This window comes from Shewanella sp. FJAT-51649 (genome assembly GCF_019457435.1).
GTDB lineage: Bacteria > Pseudomonadota > Gammaproteobacteria > Enterobacterales > Shewanellaceae > Shewanella > Shewanella mangrovisoli.
Map to the genome: position 1 here is coordinate 3,958,019 of NZ_CP080411.1, position 16,994 is coordinate 3,975,012.

A 16,994-nucleotide genomic window follows, 5' to 3' on the forward strand; every position below is an offset into this window, starting at 1 on the left:
GTAGCCGAATAAGGGGTATAATGCCCGCACTTATTTTTTACGGTAGCCATGCAGTGTTAACGAATCCATCGCAAGTCATTATCCGCAATCAGGAAACCCTGAGCCAACATAAAGTCTTAGTGCTAAACCATGAGGCAGACTCATTGCCCAAAGCACTGCTCGATGTCGCCCAGTCCGTCGATGCCCTCGCCTTGGATTACCACCATTACCTGCATTTAGCGCCACAGGCCAATGCCAAACTGCGTTGCTATTTTGGCCATCAACTGCCCCACCAGGAAAAGTACGACACTGTGATTGTGTACTTTCCTAAAGCTAAGCCATTAGCACCCTATTTGTTTAATCTGGCCGCTCAGCACTTAGTGGCCGATGGTCAACTCTTAGTCGTGGGTGAGAATAAAGGCGGGGTTAAATCCTTAGTCAAACTGCTGCCGAAATACTTTGCCACCGGCGTTAAACTCGATAACGCGCGCCATTGCCTACTCTTTGGCAGCAGCCTAATCGATACCGTGCCCAAGATTAAACTCAGCGATTGGACCAGCCAATATCAACTCGCCACTCCGCAGGGTAATATCACCATCTGCAACTTAGTCGGCGTGTTTAGTGAAAAGCATTTAGACCAAGGCACAGAGCTATTGCTATCGCATCTGCCAACGCTTTCTGGCCGAGTACTGGATTTTGGCTGCGGCGCCGGTGTGATTGCCGCTGCACTGTTAAAGGCACAACCGACACTGTCGCTAGAATGTATTGATATCAATGCCATGGCGCTGGCCTCCTGCGAACTTACGCTGGCGGCAAACGGCATGACGGCCAAGGTTTATCCCTCCGATGGACTGGCGCAAACCAGTGGAAAATTCGACGGTATTATCTCCAACCCACCGTTCCATGATGGCCTTGCCAGCACCACCAGCATTGCCCAAAGTTTTGTGGCCGATAGCGCCAAACAATTGCAATCAAAAGGGATTTGGCAAATCGTCGCTAACCGCCACCTACCCTATTCGGACACCATCGCCGCCGAGTTCGGCCAATTAACCGTGCCAGCAGAGAATAACAAGTACAAACTCTATTCCTTCCAACAGGCCTAATATTCAGCCCCGCTCGATTGTGTGTGGGGCATCCTTAATTTGACTCTAGGATGCACCAAGGAATAAAGACTCGTTAAGAATGACGAAGATAACGCCGTCCCTATCAAATACGCCCATTTTGAAATCAAAAATACCCCAACAAACAAGTTAACGCAGCCATCTCTTAAATAGCATTAATTACCATTGAACTGTTCATCTGACTAAAAAGCTAATGCTCCATCCCGTGTTTCGGCTCGTTAGCTCAATCGAAAATTCTCACTCCTGTTGCGATACAAATTCTCATCTATTTGCCTATGTTTGGCCCTGCGATAAATCGACTAATAATGTATGGGTATACAGTCACATTTAGGTATTTTTGAATGATTTGAAGACAATATCAGTGCGCATTAACCCCATTCGCAACAAATAAAACGTTATAAAATCAATTAACTATAGTAGCTGGCTTTTAGTTAATAGGGTTGAAAAACGCGCATGCGCGTTTTTCCAGATGGATTACTTATATGAAAAGCGGCAGAAAGCTGATAAGTTCTTTGCATACAGATAGTTAACTGTGCGCATTTTCTCTGACCCAACAAGATAAACGCGCATGAATAAAATGTTATGAGTTACTCGTAGATAAATGGAGTATTGATGTTCTTTAAGAATGAAGACAATGCGAAAGTTCTAGCAAGCTTTCTTCGTAAAGCTGAAGCTGCACATATAGAAGATGAAACAAGAGCAACGCGCTTGTCGATCTCAAGAGCAATAATTGGATACATATATAAATCGCCAGAAGGCTGGGACGAAAGGTGCACTTTCAATATTAAGCATATTGGTGATCAGTTTCTTCAGTGGCTAAGGGACTTTGATCAGTCAAAACCTACACATATCGATCATATCTACTGCATGGCCTATCGATTTCTATGTGAATTTGACTTTCTTGTTGGGCCGGGTAAAGAACTGGGCATGGAGCTAAGGTCACTTAAAAATAAAATTGAGAATGATGTTGGAGAAATGGATGGCGATGTGAGGTCGCAGATAATATATGCCTCTTATGTCATGCCAGCAAATATTGCGAAAGATTTTATTAATGACGCGAATATAGGTGTCTTCAAAGAATTCGAACAAAAGAAGCTTGAAGCTGAAAAGTTAAAAGAGCAATGGGATGGTGAAATCTCATCCAAAGAGGCAGCTGCCAAGGCATTAAAGGACAAACTAGAAGAGTATAAAATCGGATTTAATTTCGTAGGTCTGTACCAAGGGTTTTCTCAATTGGCAGAAAAAAAGGCTAAAGAAGCCTTTTGGTTATTCTTGTCACTAATTGGTATGGGGTTGCTTATCTTAGCTCCATTGGTCACTGAGATAGTTTTGGCTGTAACAGGTATTTATAAGGGAAATACTTTAGGAATTGAGCACTTGCTTGTTCTTATCCCTGTAATTTCCATAGAAATAATTCTTATCTATTTCTTCAGGGTCATACTTCTTAATCATAGATCAGTAAAAGCGCAGATAATGCAAATCGAACTGAGACAAACGCTTTGCCAATTTATTCAGAGTTACACTGGATATTCTTCTGAGATGAAGAAGCAGGATTCAAGCGCCTTAGATAAGTTCGAAAGTCTTATTTTTAGCGGAGTCCTTTCTGACCCAGAAAAATTGCCTAGCACTTTTGATGGTATGGAGCAGATAGGAAACTTAATTAAGAGCATAAAAAACTCATAACAAAGCATTGCAGCGGACAAGCCGCAGAATGCGGCGTTAAGCATCAAGGAGAGTAACGTGTCAGATTGGATGTTTAGTAGAAACGGACAAGCATCAATAATTCTTGATATTGATTGTTTCCGTAATAATCGTGGGCAAGTTGTGGCATGGATAAACGGAGAAAATGTCTATTCACTCCGCGGCCAGCACGTTGGTTGGTTTGAGGACGGGGTCCTATACGATAGCCGCAACCAAGCCTTAGGCTTTCTCCGCAATTCAACAGGGTATTTGCCAAGTAGGCCCGGAATGGGTGGTACTCCAGGTACACCAGGATTTGCAGGTAAGCCAGGCCGTCCAGGGTTCGCTGGTACTCCTGGTAAACCCGGCCGTGGTGGTTGGTCACAGCAAGAATTAGCAACGTACTTCAATGCTTAACAAAGTAGTCAAGTACACTCCGGCCACAAAAAGCGTGGCCTGCACTGGACTCGCTTACGCTCGCCGTTTAGCGGGGCGTTAACTTCTCGAACAAGTATGAAGCACATTATTAGTAAAGATTTAGGCATTGAAGAATTTAAAAAGAGATTCTCAGAAATCAGAGAATCCTTTTTGGATTCATTAACAGCAGCTAGCAAAGGTTATAAGAACGTAAGATACCTTGCTTGTGATGAAGATGGGGCGCCTATTAACTGGGTGTGGGACGATGAAACCTTCAGCCATAACAAGGAAGAAGGCTCTCTTGAAGAGGCAATTCAATTTGCCAATAACATGATAGATAGCGGCATGTGTTTCTCTTACATGGGATGTTTATCAGACTCAGGTGAGCTTGAAGTTTGGCTGACGACTTTTGAATCTCCCATAGAAAAGCCGACATGGCCAAGCAATAAAGCCCCCCAATTTGAGCGGACTCATGGGGGGCAATCTGTGAGTAGAAAAGGGTAATCAAATGTTAAGCCATAGAATTTTGAATCCTAACCTCACGATTTAGTCCTAACCCCACAAATTAAAGCAAAGCACCTAGCTTACCTTTGCCCAAACTTAGATGACTCTAAGCTTTTAATGAGCCCCCGCCCGGATAGAAACCTTATCCCCTTAAGAATGATGCCTCAAAGAGTAGTGATTCGCAGCCGAGCACTGGCCGCTATCTAGATAAGATTTTCATGGTTTTGTGAACGGTATCAAATGCAGTAAGCGCTGAATTACCGAGTGCTTTACCTTTTAGCACTCTTCCCTAGCATAGTGAGCACAGTTGTAAAGTTTGATTTTTTGTTAAAGCCAAAAGTCAGCTAATTTTATCCCCGTGCTAAATCCTCCGCAAAAAACCAAAGATAACACTAAGTTATCGGTAATATCTCAAATAAAAATCTATTTAAAAATCAACAAATAGACTGCACGCCACAAAACATCAACATTTACGTTTTTTCGCGCCGAAAAGGCTTCTTTGAGCAAAGTTTCTACTGTTATACTCAGGTGGCTACTAAAACAAAAATAAAACAAATGGATAGGAAGTGCTCTATGTTGGCCCCTGAACTTCTTGAGCTAAGCAGCGATAAAACCAAGGCGGAATTACGTTTGATTCCGAACGAACACGGTCCTATTACCCGTGATGATGTGATGCGTTTATTGTCCGTACCTGAGTTTGCCACCCTATTCCCACTCGAGCCTGCGATAGACAAAGTGATCGCGCAAACCAACTCCCTTTGCCATCAAGAGGATGGTAAATACGAGCTATTTGCCGTATTGGCAGAACGCCGTGATGGCAGCGTAAAAATCGAGCTCAGCCAAGATAAGATGCAAGCCACTATGGTCTTAACCGCTCCTTGGGGTGGCAAAGCCGTCGATTTGCCCGAAATCCTTACACAGCTCAAAAAAGACAATGTATGCATGGGGTTAAGCAAGCTTAAGATCCAAGCTTTGTTGCAAAAAATGACCAAGTTAAAGCCGGGTGAAAGCTGCCAGAGTGAAATCGCCCAAGGTAAACCTGCAATAAATGGCGAAAATGCAGTATTGGAACGCAAGGTATCCCTCGCCCGTGAACGCCTATTACAGCCGCAGGAGCGGGAAGACGGCACTGTGGATATGCGCAACCTTGGCGCCATGATTATGGTCAAACCCAACGATCTATTGATGATCAAACATCCTGCGACTGAAGGTTCTCCCGGCTACAACATTAGGGGCGAAGTCCTTAAACAAAAGCCGGGAAAAGATCTGGTATTACAACCGGGTACTGGTACTGACTTCCATCCTAAAGATCCCAATAAACTGATCGCCACAGTGGCTGGCCAACCAGTTGAAACCCGAACCGGCATGAATGTCGACGATGTACTTCAGCTGAAAGATGTGGATATCAGTACCGGCCATATCAACTTTAAGGGCAGTATTTTAATCACAGGTGATGTGCACGAAGGCATGATGGTCAAAAGCTCAGGCGATATTACCGTGATGGGTTTTGTCGATTCGGCGACCCTCGAGGCAGATGGTGATATTACGGTAAGCAAGGGCGTTATCGGTCGCCAAGTCAGAGTCAATGAGTTCTCCACCAATATCACGGCTCAGGGGCAAATTAGCGCCCAGTTTGTGCAATATTCCCAATTGACTGCCAAGGGTAATATTCTGATCACTAAGCAATTACTGCACAGCAATACCAAAACCGCAGGCACGCTCACCGTCAGCGATCAAAGCGGCCGCCGTGGTGACTTAGTCGGTGGTGTAGCGCATGCCGAAAAAGGCCTTACCGCCGTCGTGATTGGCGCAACAGCGGGCACCAAAACCGAAGTATTCTGCGCCATGGAGCAGGGCGAACTCAAACAAAACCTTAAGCAGCTAGAGGAGAGCGTTCATGCCATGGTGGTTGCCACTCTGGATATCGAGGCTCGCCTGAAAAAGCTGCCGCCGAAATCTGAATGGCAGAACGACCCTATCATGATCGAACAGATCAAGATGATGCTCGACGAGAAGAATCGCATCTTAGGTGAACGTTCCCGCGAAGAATTAGAGTTCGACAGCCTAAAGCTGGAGGTCGAAAGCTACTATGACAAATACCGTATCGATGTGATTAAGCATGTGTTCCTCAATGCCGAGTTCCATATTGGTCAAGCCAATCACAGAACCACCCGCGAACATGGCACTTGCTCAATAACCAATCTGAATCAAGAGATTCATTTCGATTACAACGCTAAACCTAAGGCGCAAGCTGCAAGCCATTAACAGGGCAATCATCAACACCCGCTAAGGGTTCATTCCACTGAGTGAACTCTTAGCCTTAATGCTTTACCACTCGCCGTGCTCCACTCATTAGGTAGGCTTGCCAGAGAAAATCCCCTAACGCCTTTCATCTTCGCCTCGGTCGGTGGCATACTGACCTCAATACGGCTCTTTAGCACAGACTCTGTCGGCTTAAAGGCTAAGCACATAAAAACGCCTACGGGATTGCGCATGACTCAAGTGAAAATGGCAGACATTGAATGGCCTGCGGTAGTCAAACTCACTCAAAATGACGAACTACTTTACCTTGCCCATCAACGGGATTGGTTAGAACTTGCCTGCCTGTATCAGCATCAATTTATCGATACGGATTTGTTACTCGACAGTCTCGGTAACCAATATCTGATCCGCGCGACCCCAAGCACCATTCACGAAGATCCCATAGGCGAGCTGCCTAAGCTACTCAAACAAGAGCAAAAATTGCCGCTTACCGACTTTATCAAATGGGTACAAAAGCACGCCAATGCCATAGGCCAGTGCTGCGTCGCCAAGTTAGCCTTCACTACCTTGGCCCAAGGGATGGAAATCGTCCGCAGCTTAGATGACTAACACGGCTCGAATAAATCGTCTGGGATCACAATAAAAACCAAGATGATCCTAAAAGCTAATATCCTCAGTCACATTTCACAGGCATAATTTGTCACACACGGCTCAGGCCGTTTTGCCCAAAGCGATTGATATTTATATGCCAAATTATCGCTGGGCATCATTCGGATACACATACAAACGGACCCTAAATTGGAACTACTTAAGATTGACTGCTTAGGCAAATCGCTGCGTTTGGAAGGCTCACTCGCAGGTTGGCAACAACTCTTTTGGGACAATACCTTAGTCTCACAAAAAGCCGCATCGGTCGAAAATGGCGGCCTCAAAGTCCATGAGTTTGAACTCACTCAGCACCAGAGCCAATTGGCCAGCGATACCGGCGAAACACAGGTTTTAGAACACAAAATCCAAGTCCGCCTCGAGACCGACGTGGTGTGGCAGCCCTTTAGATTCGATTACCGCCTGCTGGTCGATGAGGAAGTGATGGCCCAAGGCACTCGCACCGAGAAAGATATCGAGCGCCAAACCCCTGAAGTCCCTGTGACTAATCCACAAAAAATCAGTTTTGTCGGCTTAGCCTCCCTCGGCTTTAAGCTGCTCAAGAGTGCCAAAGTGATCAAAGTGGTGCTCGCGGGCGCGAGTGTGGCGGCCTATTCTTGGCTGTTTTCCTTCCAATTTGCCTTGGCGCTTATCGCCTGTTTGGTCTTCCACGAATACGGTCATATCCGCGCGATGAAGTATTTTGGGATGAAAACCAAAGGGATATATCTGATCCCCTTTATGGGCGGACTCGCGCTGAGCGATGAAAAGATTAATACCCGCTGGCAGGATGTGGTCATCTCGATTATGGGCCCAACCTTCGGCCTGTTGATGTCGGTGGGCTCGCTTATCGCTTATCACCTGACGGACAATGTCTTCTTTGCGGGGCTAGCGGCCTTTAACGCGCTACTTAACCTGTTTAATTTATTGCCGATTTTACCCCTTGATGGCGGCCATATTTTAAAGAGCATTAGCTTCTCGATGAACAGCATCATGGGCTTAATCGCCTGTGTGATTGGCGCCGCCTTTGGGGTGTATATCAGCTATACCTTGGGCCTTGCCCTGCTCGGTTTCCTATTACTTATCGGTAGCTTAGAGATAGTGTTCGAGTGGCGTACCCGCCATCAAAGCCACCTGTTACCGCTGGACAGATATGGGCAGATTTTCTCGACCATTTGGTATCTGGTCACAGTCGCCGCCTTGGTCGGTATCATCTGGCACTTAGCGGGCACCGGCGATGATATGTTAAGCCTGCCACTGCATATTCTGCGCAGCTAATCACGACTCGCATTCAGATAAAAGCGAGATAATAAAAAACCGCGATAGCCTAAGGCATCGCGGTTTTTTATTTACCAATTATTCAATTAGTTATCCGCTAACGGCGGCGCGATATCGCTCCCACCGAGGGCTTGGTAGAGCGTCGCTTGAGCCGTTAATTGGTTATAGCGATTCTCCAGCAATGCGGCCTCGGCGCTGCGGCGATTCTCCTGCGCATCGATCCAATTTTGAATGCCGATAGCGCCATGACGATATTGGCTCTCATAAATGGCTTCGGCCTGGGCGGCGGCGCTAAATTGCTGCTCAAGTTTCTCACCTTGGTAGGCGTATTGCTGCTTAGCCGAGATGGCGTTATCTACATCCTCGAAGGCGCTGTAGAGGGTTTTACGGTAGCTGACGATAGCCGACTGGTAGTCGATATCGGCAATATCATTGTTAATTTGCATTTGATTCCATTGCAAAAAGGGCAGCACTAAGCCAGCGCCTAAACTCCCCACGGGATTGCGCAATAACTCTTTTAGCTCTGAGGTCGACTCCCCCACGCTGCCGGTCAAACTCAAGCTTGGGAAGTAACTGGCATAGGTCGCATCCTTACTGGCCAGCGCCGAGCGCAATTGATATAGAGCAGCCTTCACATCGGGACGACGGCCGACCAAGTCGGCGGGAATGCCGACGCCAATCTCAGGTATCGCGCTATCCGGCAATTGCTTGATCTCAAACGCCACCTGCCCCGGAGCGCGATTGAGTAAGATCGCAAGCGCATTTTCGGCTTCAACCAACTGTTGCAGCAGTTGGCTGTGGGAGGCCTCTTGCCCCGCTAAACTGCGTTGGGATTCGAGCACATTCAGCTCTGTCACGGCACCCGAGGCATATTGGCGCTGGGTTAACGCCAGCGTTTGTCGACTGTGCTCAATACTCTTATTGCTCAGTTCAATCCGTTGATGCAAATAGCCAATCTGCCAATAGAGCGACGCCGTCGTCGCGACGAGACTCTGCGCCGTGCTCTCCCTATCTTCGAGGCTTGCCAGCGCTGTCCACTGGGCTTGATCGATATTGGCCGACACTTTGCCCCAAAGATCCACCTCATAACTTACCGACAGATTCGCTTGAAATGCCTTGCTCGAACTGCCTCCCTCCAGCGGTTTATTCACAGACGCCGTATTATTGGAGCTGAGCTGTGGATATAAATCATCCCGCGCTAACCCCGCCTGTAAACGCGCCTTTTGCAAGGTTAAAGTAGCGAGCGTAAGGTCATTATTGCTGCTAAGCACTTGGCTAATCAGCTGATTTAATTCTGGTTGATTAAACTTCTGCCACCAAGGGTCTAGGCTGACTTGAGTATTCACTTGGGTATGCTGCCACTGTTCAGGCACCTGTAAAGCTGGCGGCTCAAAGTCGGAGCGCATCAGCGCGCCACAGCCCGAGAGCAGCGCTATGCTGATGGCAATCACGCTGAGCTTGAGCGTTGAACCGACACGGCGGCTTAATTCATTTTGATGCGTTAAAACTTGATTATTCATTCAGTTACTCTCTCGCTAGGGCATCAACTGGGTCTAAACGCGCCGCATTACGAGCGGGCAGGAAGCCAAACAACACCCCGATTAAGGTAGAGCAGGCGAAGGCGGCAATAATAGAAGTCGTCGAATAAATCATCTGGAAACTGCCTCCCGCTTGGGCAAACACCACGCCAATCAAATAGGCTAAAGCCACCCCTAGCGCACCACCGCACAGACAAACCAACACCGCCTCAATTAAAAACTGCCGCAGAATATCGCTCTGACGCGCTCCGACCGCCATACGAACGCCAATCTCACGGGTGCGCTCAGTCACCGACACCAACATGATATTCATCACCCCAATGCCGCCCACCACGAGGGAAATCACTGCAATCGCCGAGATTAATAGCGTCATAGTTGCGGTGGTTTTCTCGATATTCTGGCGTATGGTATCCGTGTTAATGGTGAAAAAATCCTGCGTGCCGTGGCGCATCTTCAGCAGGCTAATAATGCCCTGCTCCGCCGCATTACTCGGCACCGACTCATCGAGCCGCACGGTAATCCCATCTAAGTATTTTTTGCCCACCATACGGCCAGAGACCGTAGTGTAAGGCACCCACACATTGAGGGCATCGCTGTTGCCAAAGGCGCTTTCCTTAGGCTGGGTAACACCAATAATCCGCACCGGTAAATCCCCGAGGAAAATAACTTCTCCAATGGCAGAGTTCATAGCGCCGCTACTGTTAGGGAACAGCTGTTTGCGGGTGTTTTCGTCGATCACCGCATCTTGGGCTAACGCATTAACACTGTCATCGTCCCAAAACTGTCCTTGGGCAAGCTCATAGCCTCGAACCCGGAAGAACTCGGGCCCCACGCCATTCACAGTCGCCGTCACCGCCTTATTGCCATAACGCACAGTCGCACTCGAGCCAATACTCGGAGTGACGCTATCGACATAGGGTAAGTTTTTCAGAGCATTCGCATCGCTTGCGGTCAGAGTTCGTACCCTTGCCGAGCGCCTATCGCCAAAACCTGAGCCGGGGCGAATATCTATGGTATTGGTGCCCATCGAACTAATGCTCTTTAAGATCTCCCGCTGCGAGCCTTCCCCCAACGCCACCACAGAGACCACGGAGGCGATACCGATAATAATCCCCAGCATAGTTAAAAAGGTGCGCAATCTATGGGTCGACATCGCCAGCAACGCCATTTTCAGGGCTTCGGCATATCTGTCCCATGCCGCCACGCGGGCGCGCGCCTTAGTCTTGGCGGGGATCACTTCGGTCTTAGGCGCAGCCGCGATATTTGAGGCGGGATTAGGCTCATCGCTGATAATCACCCCGTCCTTAATCTCGATAATACGGTCGGCATGCTGGGCCACATGCATATCGTGGGTCACGATAATGATGGTCTGGCCTTCGCGGTGCAGCTCCTGCAACAGCCGCATCATTTCTTCGCCGCTGTGACTATCTAAGGCGCCCGTCGGTTCGTCGGCGAGGATCACATCGCCGCCATTCATCAGCGCCCGCGCCACACTCACCCTTTGCTGCTGGCCGCCACTGAGCTGATTCGGCTTATGGTCGAGGCGCTCACCTAAACCCAAGCGCGATAACAAGCTTTCCGCCCGCTCCCGACGCTCGAGACGATCTTTACCCGCATACACGGCGGGCACTTCGACGTTACCCACGGCATTTAGATCGCCAAGCAAATGATATCGCTGGAAAATAAAGCCGAAATGCTCACGCCTCAGCTTTGCCAGTTCATCCACGTCCATCTGCGAGGTATCTTGACCATCGATAAAGTACGAGCCCTTTGAGGGTTTATCTAAACAGCCCAAGATATTCATCAGGGTCGACTTACCCGACCCCGAGGCGCCGACAATCGCGACCATCTCACCACGGGCGATGGAAAGATTAATATCTTTGAGTACAGTCAGTTGTTGCTCACCCGCCTGAAAACTGCGGTAGCAAGCTGAGACTTCCAATAATGGCTTACTCACGCTTAAAACCTCATTGGTGGGCCACGGAACTTCATGGTCGAACCGTCGGCGGGCATTCCGAGTACCACTTGGTCGCCTTCGTTCAGGCCAGACAGGATTTCGGCATTGATTTTGTTATTAATACCGACAGTCACATCCACATATTGCACTTGGTTATTCACCAGCACAGGCACTTGATACTGCGGCCCACGGGATTTGCGATCGCTTGCCGATACCGCTTTATCCCGCGGTTGGGCTCGCAGCACCTGCGATGGTACTAACAGCGCATCATCGGCCTTGGCGAGCACAATTGAGATCTGCGCCGTCATGCCAATGCGTAGGGTACGGTCGGGGTTTTCGACATCGAATAAGCCGTGGTAATAGATGGCGTCCGAATCGCTGGAACTCATATTACTATCGTCACCATCCATGGAGGTGGGACCGGGTTCAATTGCCCTTAGGGTGCCGCGGTACGGATGGTTGGGACGACCGAGAATCGTAAAGTACACCGCCTGCCCCGGATGCACATTGACGATATCGGCCTCGGAGATCTGCGCCTTAACTGTCATGGTATCGAGCTGCGCCATCTCGACTATGGTTGGCGTAGTTTGATTGGCGTTAACGGTTTGGCCTACTTCAACTGCAGAGTAAACGACTGTGCCATCCATAGGCGCGGTGATCTTGGTATAACCTAAATCGATTCTGGCGCTATCGACATTGATCTCAGCCTGTTGTTTTTGCGCCTGTAACTGCTCAAGCTCGGCCTGATAAACCGTCAAAGTGGCTTCGGCGGCTTCAAAGTCTGCGCGGGAGCTGGCCTTATCGGCGAGCATTTCCTGCTGACGGGTGTATTCGAGTTTTGCCTGACGTATTTGCGCCTGCTTAGCGCGGTACTGGGCATTAATGCTTTTAAGGGAAGCCAGCGCATTTTGCAGGTTGTTTTGCTGGGCAAGGCTGTCGATTTGCGCGATAAGGTCGCCCTTCTTCACCTCTTGGCCAAGATCCACAGGCAAACTCTGAATTTGCCCCGAGACTTGCGCGCCCACACTCACCAACTTGGAGGCCTGCAACATGCCATTGGCGAGCACCGAGTTTTCAATGTCGCCGCGCCTAACGGGTTCAGTCACATAGCTTGGGGCCGCCTCGGGTTTATGCAGCAGAAAATAAGCGCCGCCCCCAAGGAGGACTAAACCGCTTAAGATCAATATCAGTTTACGCTTTGAGGATTTTCTCATCTGAATCTAGGTGTCCATCAATGCCAATGGGCGCAAGCGTGCATCTTGCGGGAGGAAAAATAGTGCAATCAGTATATAGAGTTAGCTCAGCGCAGTAGACGAAGGAAATGTCGATATCAGGTAAAGATTTGCAAATATCTGTGTAGAAGTTTGAAACAGAGAACACGACTGTAACAATTCCCGCAAATGAACTTAAGTCGTTTGCGATGGGTAATTGCACCCAGCTTTATTGGCATCCACCACAACGCACTGGCGATGACACTAATAGCGCATCATTGACCTTGGCGAAGGCATCTTTTTTCGCTGATTTATCAACAGCCAAGCGCTATACTTTACAAAATCGCACTACCTAGTACAGCTTGGAAACTACGCAATGCGCCCTTCAACTCTGAAAAAACAAACCAACGTACTAGAAGCCACTACCGCGCTGTTGGGCCTATCTCAGCCAGACAAAGCTCAGGTTCACCTGCATATCGAGCGGGTGGTTGAGCACTTTCTTCACTCCCACCGTCATCAAACTGTCAGCGATGCATCAGGAGTACTCGCATGTTGAAACTGGACTCACTGTCGTTGTTTCAGCACGTGGTGCAACTGGGCGGTATTACGCAGGCGGCGGATTTTCTCTCGCTGCCCAAATCAAGCGTCAGTCGCAAAATCAAAGAGCTGGAAGAACATTACAATGTGAAACTGATCAATCGCAGCGCACGGCATTTTACCCTGACCGAAGCGGGCGAAATCTTTCATGCTCATAGTCGTGATGTGTTGACTCACGTCGAGGTGTTGGATCAGGAAATGTCGGCATACGGACAGGAAATGGCGGGGAAAATACGCCTTTTGTGCGTATCGCCGATGGTCAAATGTTTGGGTCAGTTACTGCGAGAGTTCTGCCGTCTATACCCGCAAATTGAGTTGGAACTGCATGCTCAGGAAGTGGTGGAGCGCACCATTCCCAAACGCCGCTTTGATCTGTTGGTGCAGCTTGGTCAGCCAGTGATCAGCAATCTGGTGGCGCAGCAGATTGGTGCGATGTACGCCGACTACTACGCCAGTCCGGATTACTTAGCTGAATTTGGCACGCCGCAAATGCCGGAGGATCTGTTACAACACCGACTGATCTTCCGTGAGATGTCGCAGGATGAGTACAAGTTCTGGTGGTTTGAATCCCCGACACGTAAGCTCGACCTTGGGCGGGCAAATATGACGGTCGTCGATTCACCGGAGATGGCACTGACCTTGGCCACGCAGGGTTTTGGTGTTGCGTTGTTACCAGACATTCAACTGGCGCAAGCCATGAAGGACCAACAGTTGGTGCCGTTGTTTAACCAGCAACACCGCCGGCGTGTGCCGATTAATCTGGTTTATCATGATCGTCAGCACATTCCGCGCCGGGTGCGGCTGCTGATTGATTACCTCAGCAGCCATTTTGCCTCGGAAGCGCAGAAACACCTGTTGATGTGACCCCCGATGGCCGGGTTGTTAAGCTGCTTTCGACTGCTTTTTCACCATCTTCTTCCCAATCAGGATCACCGGGGCCATCACCGCAACCGCGACAACGAACCACAGAAAGGTATTGCCCAGCGCAGAGACAATCACTTGCTGGCTGATGGTTTGTTGCATCAATGACGCGCTGATTGGCGCCGAGGGCAGATGCCCTTGCGATAACAGCAGTTGCTGGGTTGAGTGGGCGTAAAATGCGGCCGGTTCGGCACCGATATCACGAGTGAGATCAGTCATAGATTCAGTGCGTGTTATCTGCAACAAGCGGGTAAACAGCGCCGAACCCAATAAGCCCCCCAATGTGCGGCAGATATAGAACACGCTGATGCCTTCGGGGCGTTGCTCGGGACGAAAATGGGCCAACATGGCGATGGTCACCGAGACATTGAGTAAGCCGACCCCTAAGCCACGCAAGCAGATGGGCAACAGCACTTGATCTGGCCCGACATACGCGGGTAAGCGACTGAACATCACCACCGAGATCACCAGCAAAACAACACCGATGGGCGTAATGATGTCACTTGGAAAGCGGCGTTGATTGCTGGCTGCGACACTGATCATCATGCCGACAATCATGGCAAGTAACGAAGGCAGTTGTATCTGTCCAGCAGTTTCATGGCTGTAGTGCATCACATTGGTGAGAAACAGCATCATCAGGGCGCCACTGGCGGTGACGCCGAATCCGGCAAGAAAGCCGTTATACATAAAGACATTGTTGTGCAGGTTGGTCAGCAGTGTGCGGCTGCTGGTATGGCCGCTGTTCTGGCTGGCCTGCATAAACAACATGGCCAGCAGCGCAATGACAATCAAGCCCAACATCGCATATTCAAATCCCGGATAATCAAACCAGTTGTAATAGCTGCCACGCATCAACAGGTAAACCAGCAACGTGAGCGCTAATGCGCTGCATGCATAAGCGAGAAAGTGCGATTTTTTAGTTCGGGCGAAGGGATGACGAATGGAAAATTTTGTACTGATGGCTGCTGCCAGTAACAATGACCCGGCGAGCGGATAAGCAAGCCACTGCCATTCGACCTGCGTGACCAGCCAGGTTAAGAACCAGGGGTATCCGCCCAGCGGCAGCAGGGTTGAGCAAGTCAGCACCAACGCAGTGAAAAGTGTCATGGCCCGATAGCCGTATTGATCCAAAATCAGCAGGTTAATCGTCAGCGTGATGATACTGACGCAGAAGCCCAAGACGACCCAAGTCGCGCCATGCAGCCAGGGTGATTGGTGGGTAAAAGCGAAAACCATCTGGCACAGAGCGGCCATTAGCAAGCTGGCACGCAAGGTGCGAGTGACCGTGAAGTGGCGAACAGTAAACGGGGCGGCCAGTAACGCGACCAGCTGTGCAGCGGAAAACGCGATATTGAGGTAACTCTGTTCATCACCGGATAATCCGTTGCTGGCGGCCATCTCTGCGGCGAGTGCTTTGAACAGTGCCGAGCCGATCCCTACGGGTAACATAGCCAACAGAATGAGGGCGATTAGCCAACCTTTGCGTTGCATGGTCATTCTCCTGCTACCTTATTGACCGAGCGCGATACTGACCACCGCAGATAAGCCGGGATAAACTCGGCCTTTGAGTGATTCAGGCAGTGTCAGGGTGATTTTGACGGGCACGCGCTGCACCACCTTAACGAAGTTTCCCGTGGCGTTTTGCGGTGGAATCATGCTGAACTGAGCACCAGTGGCAGGCGTGATCGAGTCAACCCGGCCTTCGAGCACAATATCGGGATACATATCGATTCGCACATGAACTGCCTGACCTGCGACTAGGTGACTGAGCTGTGTTTCTTTAAAGTTGGCGTTCAGCCACACAGTTTCTGGCACCAATGTGATGGTCCCCATGCCTGGCTGCACAAACTTGCCCTCCTGCACCTGGCGATTGGCGATGAAACCGTCCACTGGCGCTTTGACTACGGTGCGCTGCAACGCAATGGTATTTAAAGCCAGTTTGGACTGCGCCTGATTGAGCTGAGCGCTAAGTTGTTCGCGTTCAGCGGCCAGCGTATTGAGCTGCTGATGGGCGGCATCAAGGGCTAACCGAGCATTTTTCAGCGTCGCTTGCGCGTTGATCGCTTTGGTGTTCTGGTTATCAAAGGCGGTCTGGCTTACCGATGCTGAGCGCAAAAGTTTCTGAAAGCGCTGGCGTTCGGAATGTTGAAATTGTGCATTGGCGCTCGCGGCTTCTATCGCCGTTTTGGCCTGTTCAATGCTGACTTTTTGCAACTGCATTCGTGAGGCATTGTTGGCCAGCGCAGACTGAGCAACCTCAATGGCCGCCTGAGAGATGTTGACGTTCGCCTGATAGTCCTGGTCATCAATCTGAAACAGTGGATCGCCAGCGTTCACCCACTGGTTGTCGCGCACAAATAGCTTGGTGACTCGGCCGCTGACTTCTGGGGAAACCAGCGTTACGTCTGCTTTGACATACGCATTGTCGGTTGTGACCCATTGTTGTTCCTGCCAGTATTTCCAGCCGCCCAGTGCCAAGGTGCCCAGCGCTGCCAGCGTAATCATCGTTTTCTTCATCGTGTAACTCATCGAAGGGGAGAAAGATGGAAAAACTGTACTGGTGAGTACGCTTTGGAGCGAGAAAAATAACTGGAAGGTTACTGCCCAGAAAATGGAACCCCAAGGAATAAGGTGAATGAACATGAAACCGCCCATCACAGGCAGCGCGAAGTTTAGGCGCCTATGGTTGAGTTTGAATGCGCAATGACTACTTCGCCCATCAAAATATCCACGCCACCATCAGACTGAACCTGACAGGTTTGCTCGCAAGATACTTAGATACAGGTGATTGGGGCAACCTAGGAGGGTCAAATACACCGCCAACCTCGGATGCACATTAGCAGTTAGGCCTTATTGACGGGTATATTCAAGTTTTGCCTGACGT

At 49.5% G+C, this 16,994-nt stretch carries 15 protein-coding genes; 9 read left to right on the forward strand and 6 right to left on the reverse strand.

What is annotated here, in order from left to right:
• Positions 1 to 53 precede the first annotated feature (53 nt).
• The 5 genes from K0H59_RS17375 (at position 54) to K0H59_RS17390 (ending at position 5,966) form a co-directional block, all read left to right on the forward strand.
• Positions 54 to 1,082, forward strand: coding sequence for a methyltransferase (locus tag K0H59_RS17375; RefSeq protein ID WP_220055629.1), 1,029 nt, complete (start codon positions 54 to 56; stop codon positions 1,080 to 1,082).
• Between the two features lie 630 nt (positions 1,083 to 1,712).
• Positions 1,713 to 2,783, forward strand: coding sequence for a hypothetical protein (locus tag K0H59_RS17380; protein WP_220053837.1), 1,071 nt, complete (start codon positions 1,713 to 1,715; stop codon positions 2,781 to 2,783).
• A gap of 69 nt (positions 2,784 to 2,852) precedes the next feature.
• Complete coding sequence (locus K0H59_RS21385) at positions 2,853 to 3,197, forward strand: 4-fold beta flower protein (RefSeq protein ID WP_408733582.1); 345 nt, start codon at positions 2,853 to 2,855, stop codon at positions 3,195 to 3,197.
• Between the two features lie 96 nt (positions 3,198 to 3,293).
• Positions 3,294 to 3,701, forward strand: a complete 408-nt coding sequence (locus tag K0H59_RS17385; RefSeq protein WP_220053838.1) for a hypothetical protein — start codon at positions 3,294 to 3,296, stop codon at positions 3,699 to 3,701.
• Positions 3,702 to 4,274: 573 nt separating this feature from the next.
• On the forward strand, positions 4,275 to 5,966 hold the full coding sequence (locus K0H59_RS17390) for a DUF342 domain-containing protein (protein WP_220053839.1): 1,692 nt from the start codon (positions 4,275 to 4,277) through the stop codon (positions 5,964 to 5,966).
• A 29-nt stretch (positions 5,967 to 5,995) separates the two neighbouring features.
• Here K0H59_RS17390 and K0H59_RS17395 read toward each other — a convergent pair whose 3' ends face one another.
• On the reverse strand, positions 5,996 to 6,172 hold the full coding sequence (locus K0H59_RS17395; RefSeq protein WP_220053840.1) for a hypothetical protein: 177 nt from the start codon (positions 6,170 to 6,172) through the stop codon (positions 5,996 to 5,998).
• 22 nt (positions 6,173 to 6,194) lie between these two features.
• Between K0H59_RS17395 and K0H59_RS17400 the strand changes: the two genes are divergently transcribed.
• Positions 6,195 to 6,572 carry a DUF4144 domain-containing protein gene (locus K0H59_RS17400; RefSeq protein WP_011624010.1) on the forward strand — a complete coding sequence of 126 codons (378 nt, stop codon included), beginning with the start codon at positions 6,195 to 6,197 and terminating at the stop codon, positions 6,570 to 6,572.
• Positions 6,573 to 6,761: 189 nt separating this feature from the next.
• Positions 6,762 to 7,886, forward strand: a complete 1,125-nt coding sequence (locus K0H59_RS17405) for a site-2 protease family protein (RefSeq protein WP_088210194.1) — start codon at positions 6,762 to 6,764, stop codon at positions 7,884 to 7,886.
• Positions 7,887 to 7,972: 86 nt separating this feature from the next.
• On the opposite strand, the gene K0H59_RS17410 is transcribed toward K0H59_RS17405, so the two are convergent.
• Genes K0H59_RS17410 through K0H59_RS17420 form a run of 3 tightly spaced genes read right to left on the reverse strand, consistent with a single transcriptional unit; the run spans position 7,973 to position 12,595 of the window.
• Positions 7,973 to 9,406, reverse strand: coding sequence for an efflux transporter outer membrane subunit (locus tag K0H59_RS17410; protein ID WP_220053841.1), 1,434 nt, complete (start codon positions 9,404 to 9,406; stop codon positions 7,973 to 7,975).
• A 4-nt stretch (positions 9,407 to 9,410) separates the two neighbouring features.
• Entirely contained in the window at positions 9,411 to 11,381 is a 1,971-nt protein-coding gene (locus K0H59_RS17415; protein ID WP_220053842.1) for a MacB family efflux pump subunit, read from the reverse strand.
• Positions 11,382 to 11,383: 2 nt separating this feature from the next.
• Complete coding sequence (locus tag K0H59_RS17420; RefSeq protein WP_220053843.1) at positions 11,384 to 12,595, reverse strand: efflux RND transporter periplasmic adaptor subunit; 1,212 nt, start codon at positions 12,593 to 12,595, stop codon at positions 11,384 to 11,386.
• A 373-nt stretch (positions 12,596 to 12,968) separates the two neighbouring features.
• Between K0H59_RS17420 and K0H59_RS17425 the strand changes: the two genes are divergently transcribed.
• Positions 12,969 to 13,148, forward strand: a complete 180-nt coding sequence (locus tag K0H59_RS17425; RefSeq protein WP_220053844.1) for a hypothetical protein — start codon at positions 12,969 to 12,971, stop codon at positions 13,146 to 13,148.
• Positions 13,142 to 14,053, forward strand: a complete 912-nt coding sequence (locus K0H59_RS17430) for a LysR family transcriptional regulator (protein WP_088210190.1) — start codon at positions 13,142 to 13,144, stop codon at positions 14,051 to 14,053. Before K0H59_RS17425 ends, K0H59_RS17430 begins: the two co-directional genes overlap by 7 nt.
• 18 nt (positions 14,054 to 14,071) lie before the next feature.
• Here the strand turns inward: K0H59_RS17430 and K0H59_RS17435 are convergent, their stop codons facing one another.
• Complete coding sequence (locus tag K0H59_RS17435; protein ID WP_220053845.1) at positions 14,072 to 15,601, reverse strand: MFS transporter; 1,530 nt, start codon at positions 15,599 to 15,601, stop codon at positions 14,072 to 14,074.
• 18 nt (positions 15,602 to 15,619) lie between these two features.
• Entirely contained in the window at positions 15,620 to 16,627 is a 1,008-nt protein-coding gene (locus tag K0H59_RS17440) for an HlyD family secretion protein (protein WP_258405857.1), read from the reverse strand.
• Positions 16,628 to 16,994: the final 367 nt, after the last annotated feature.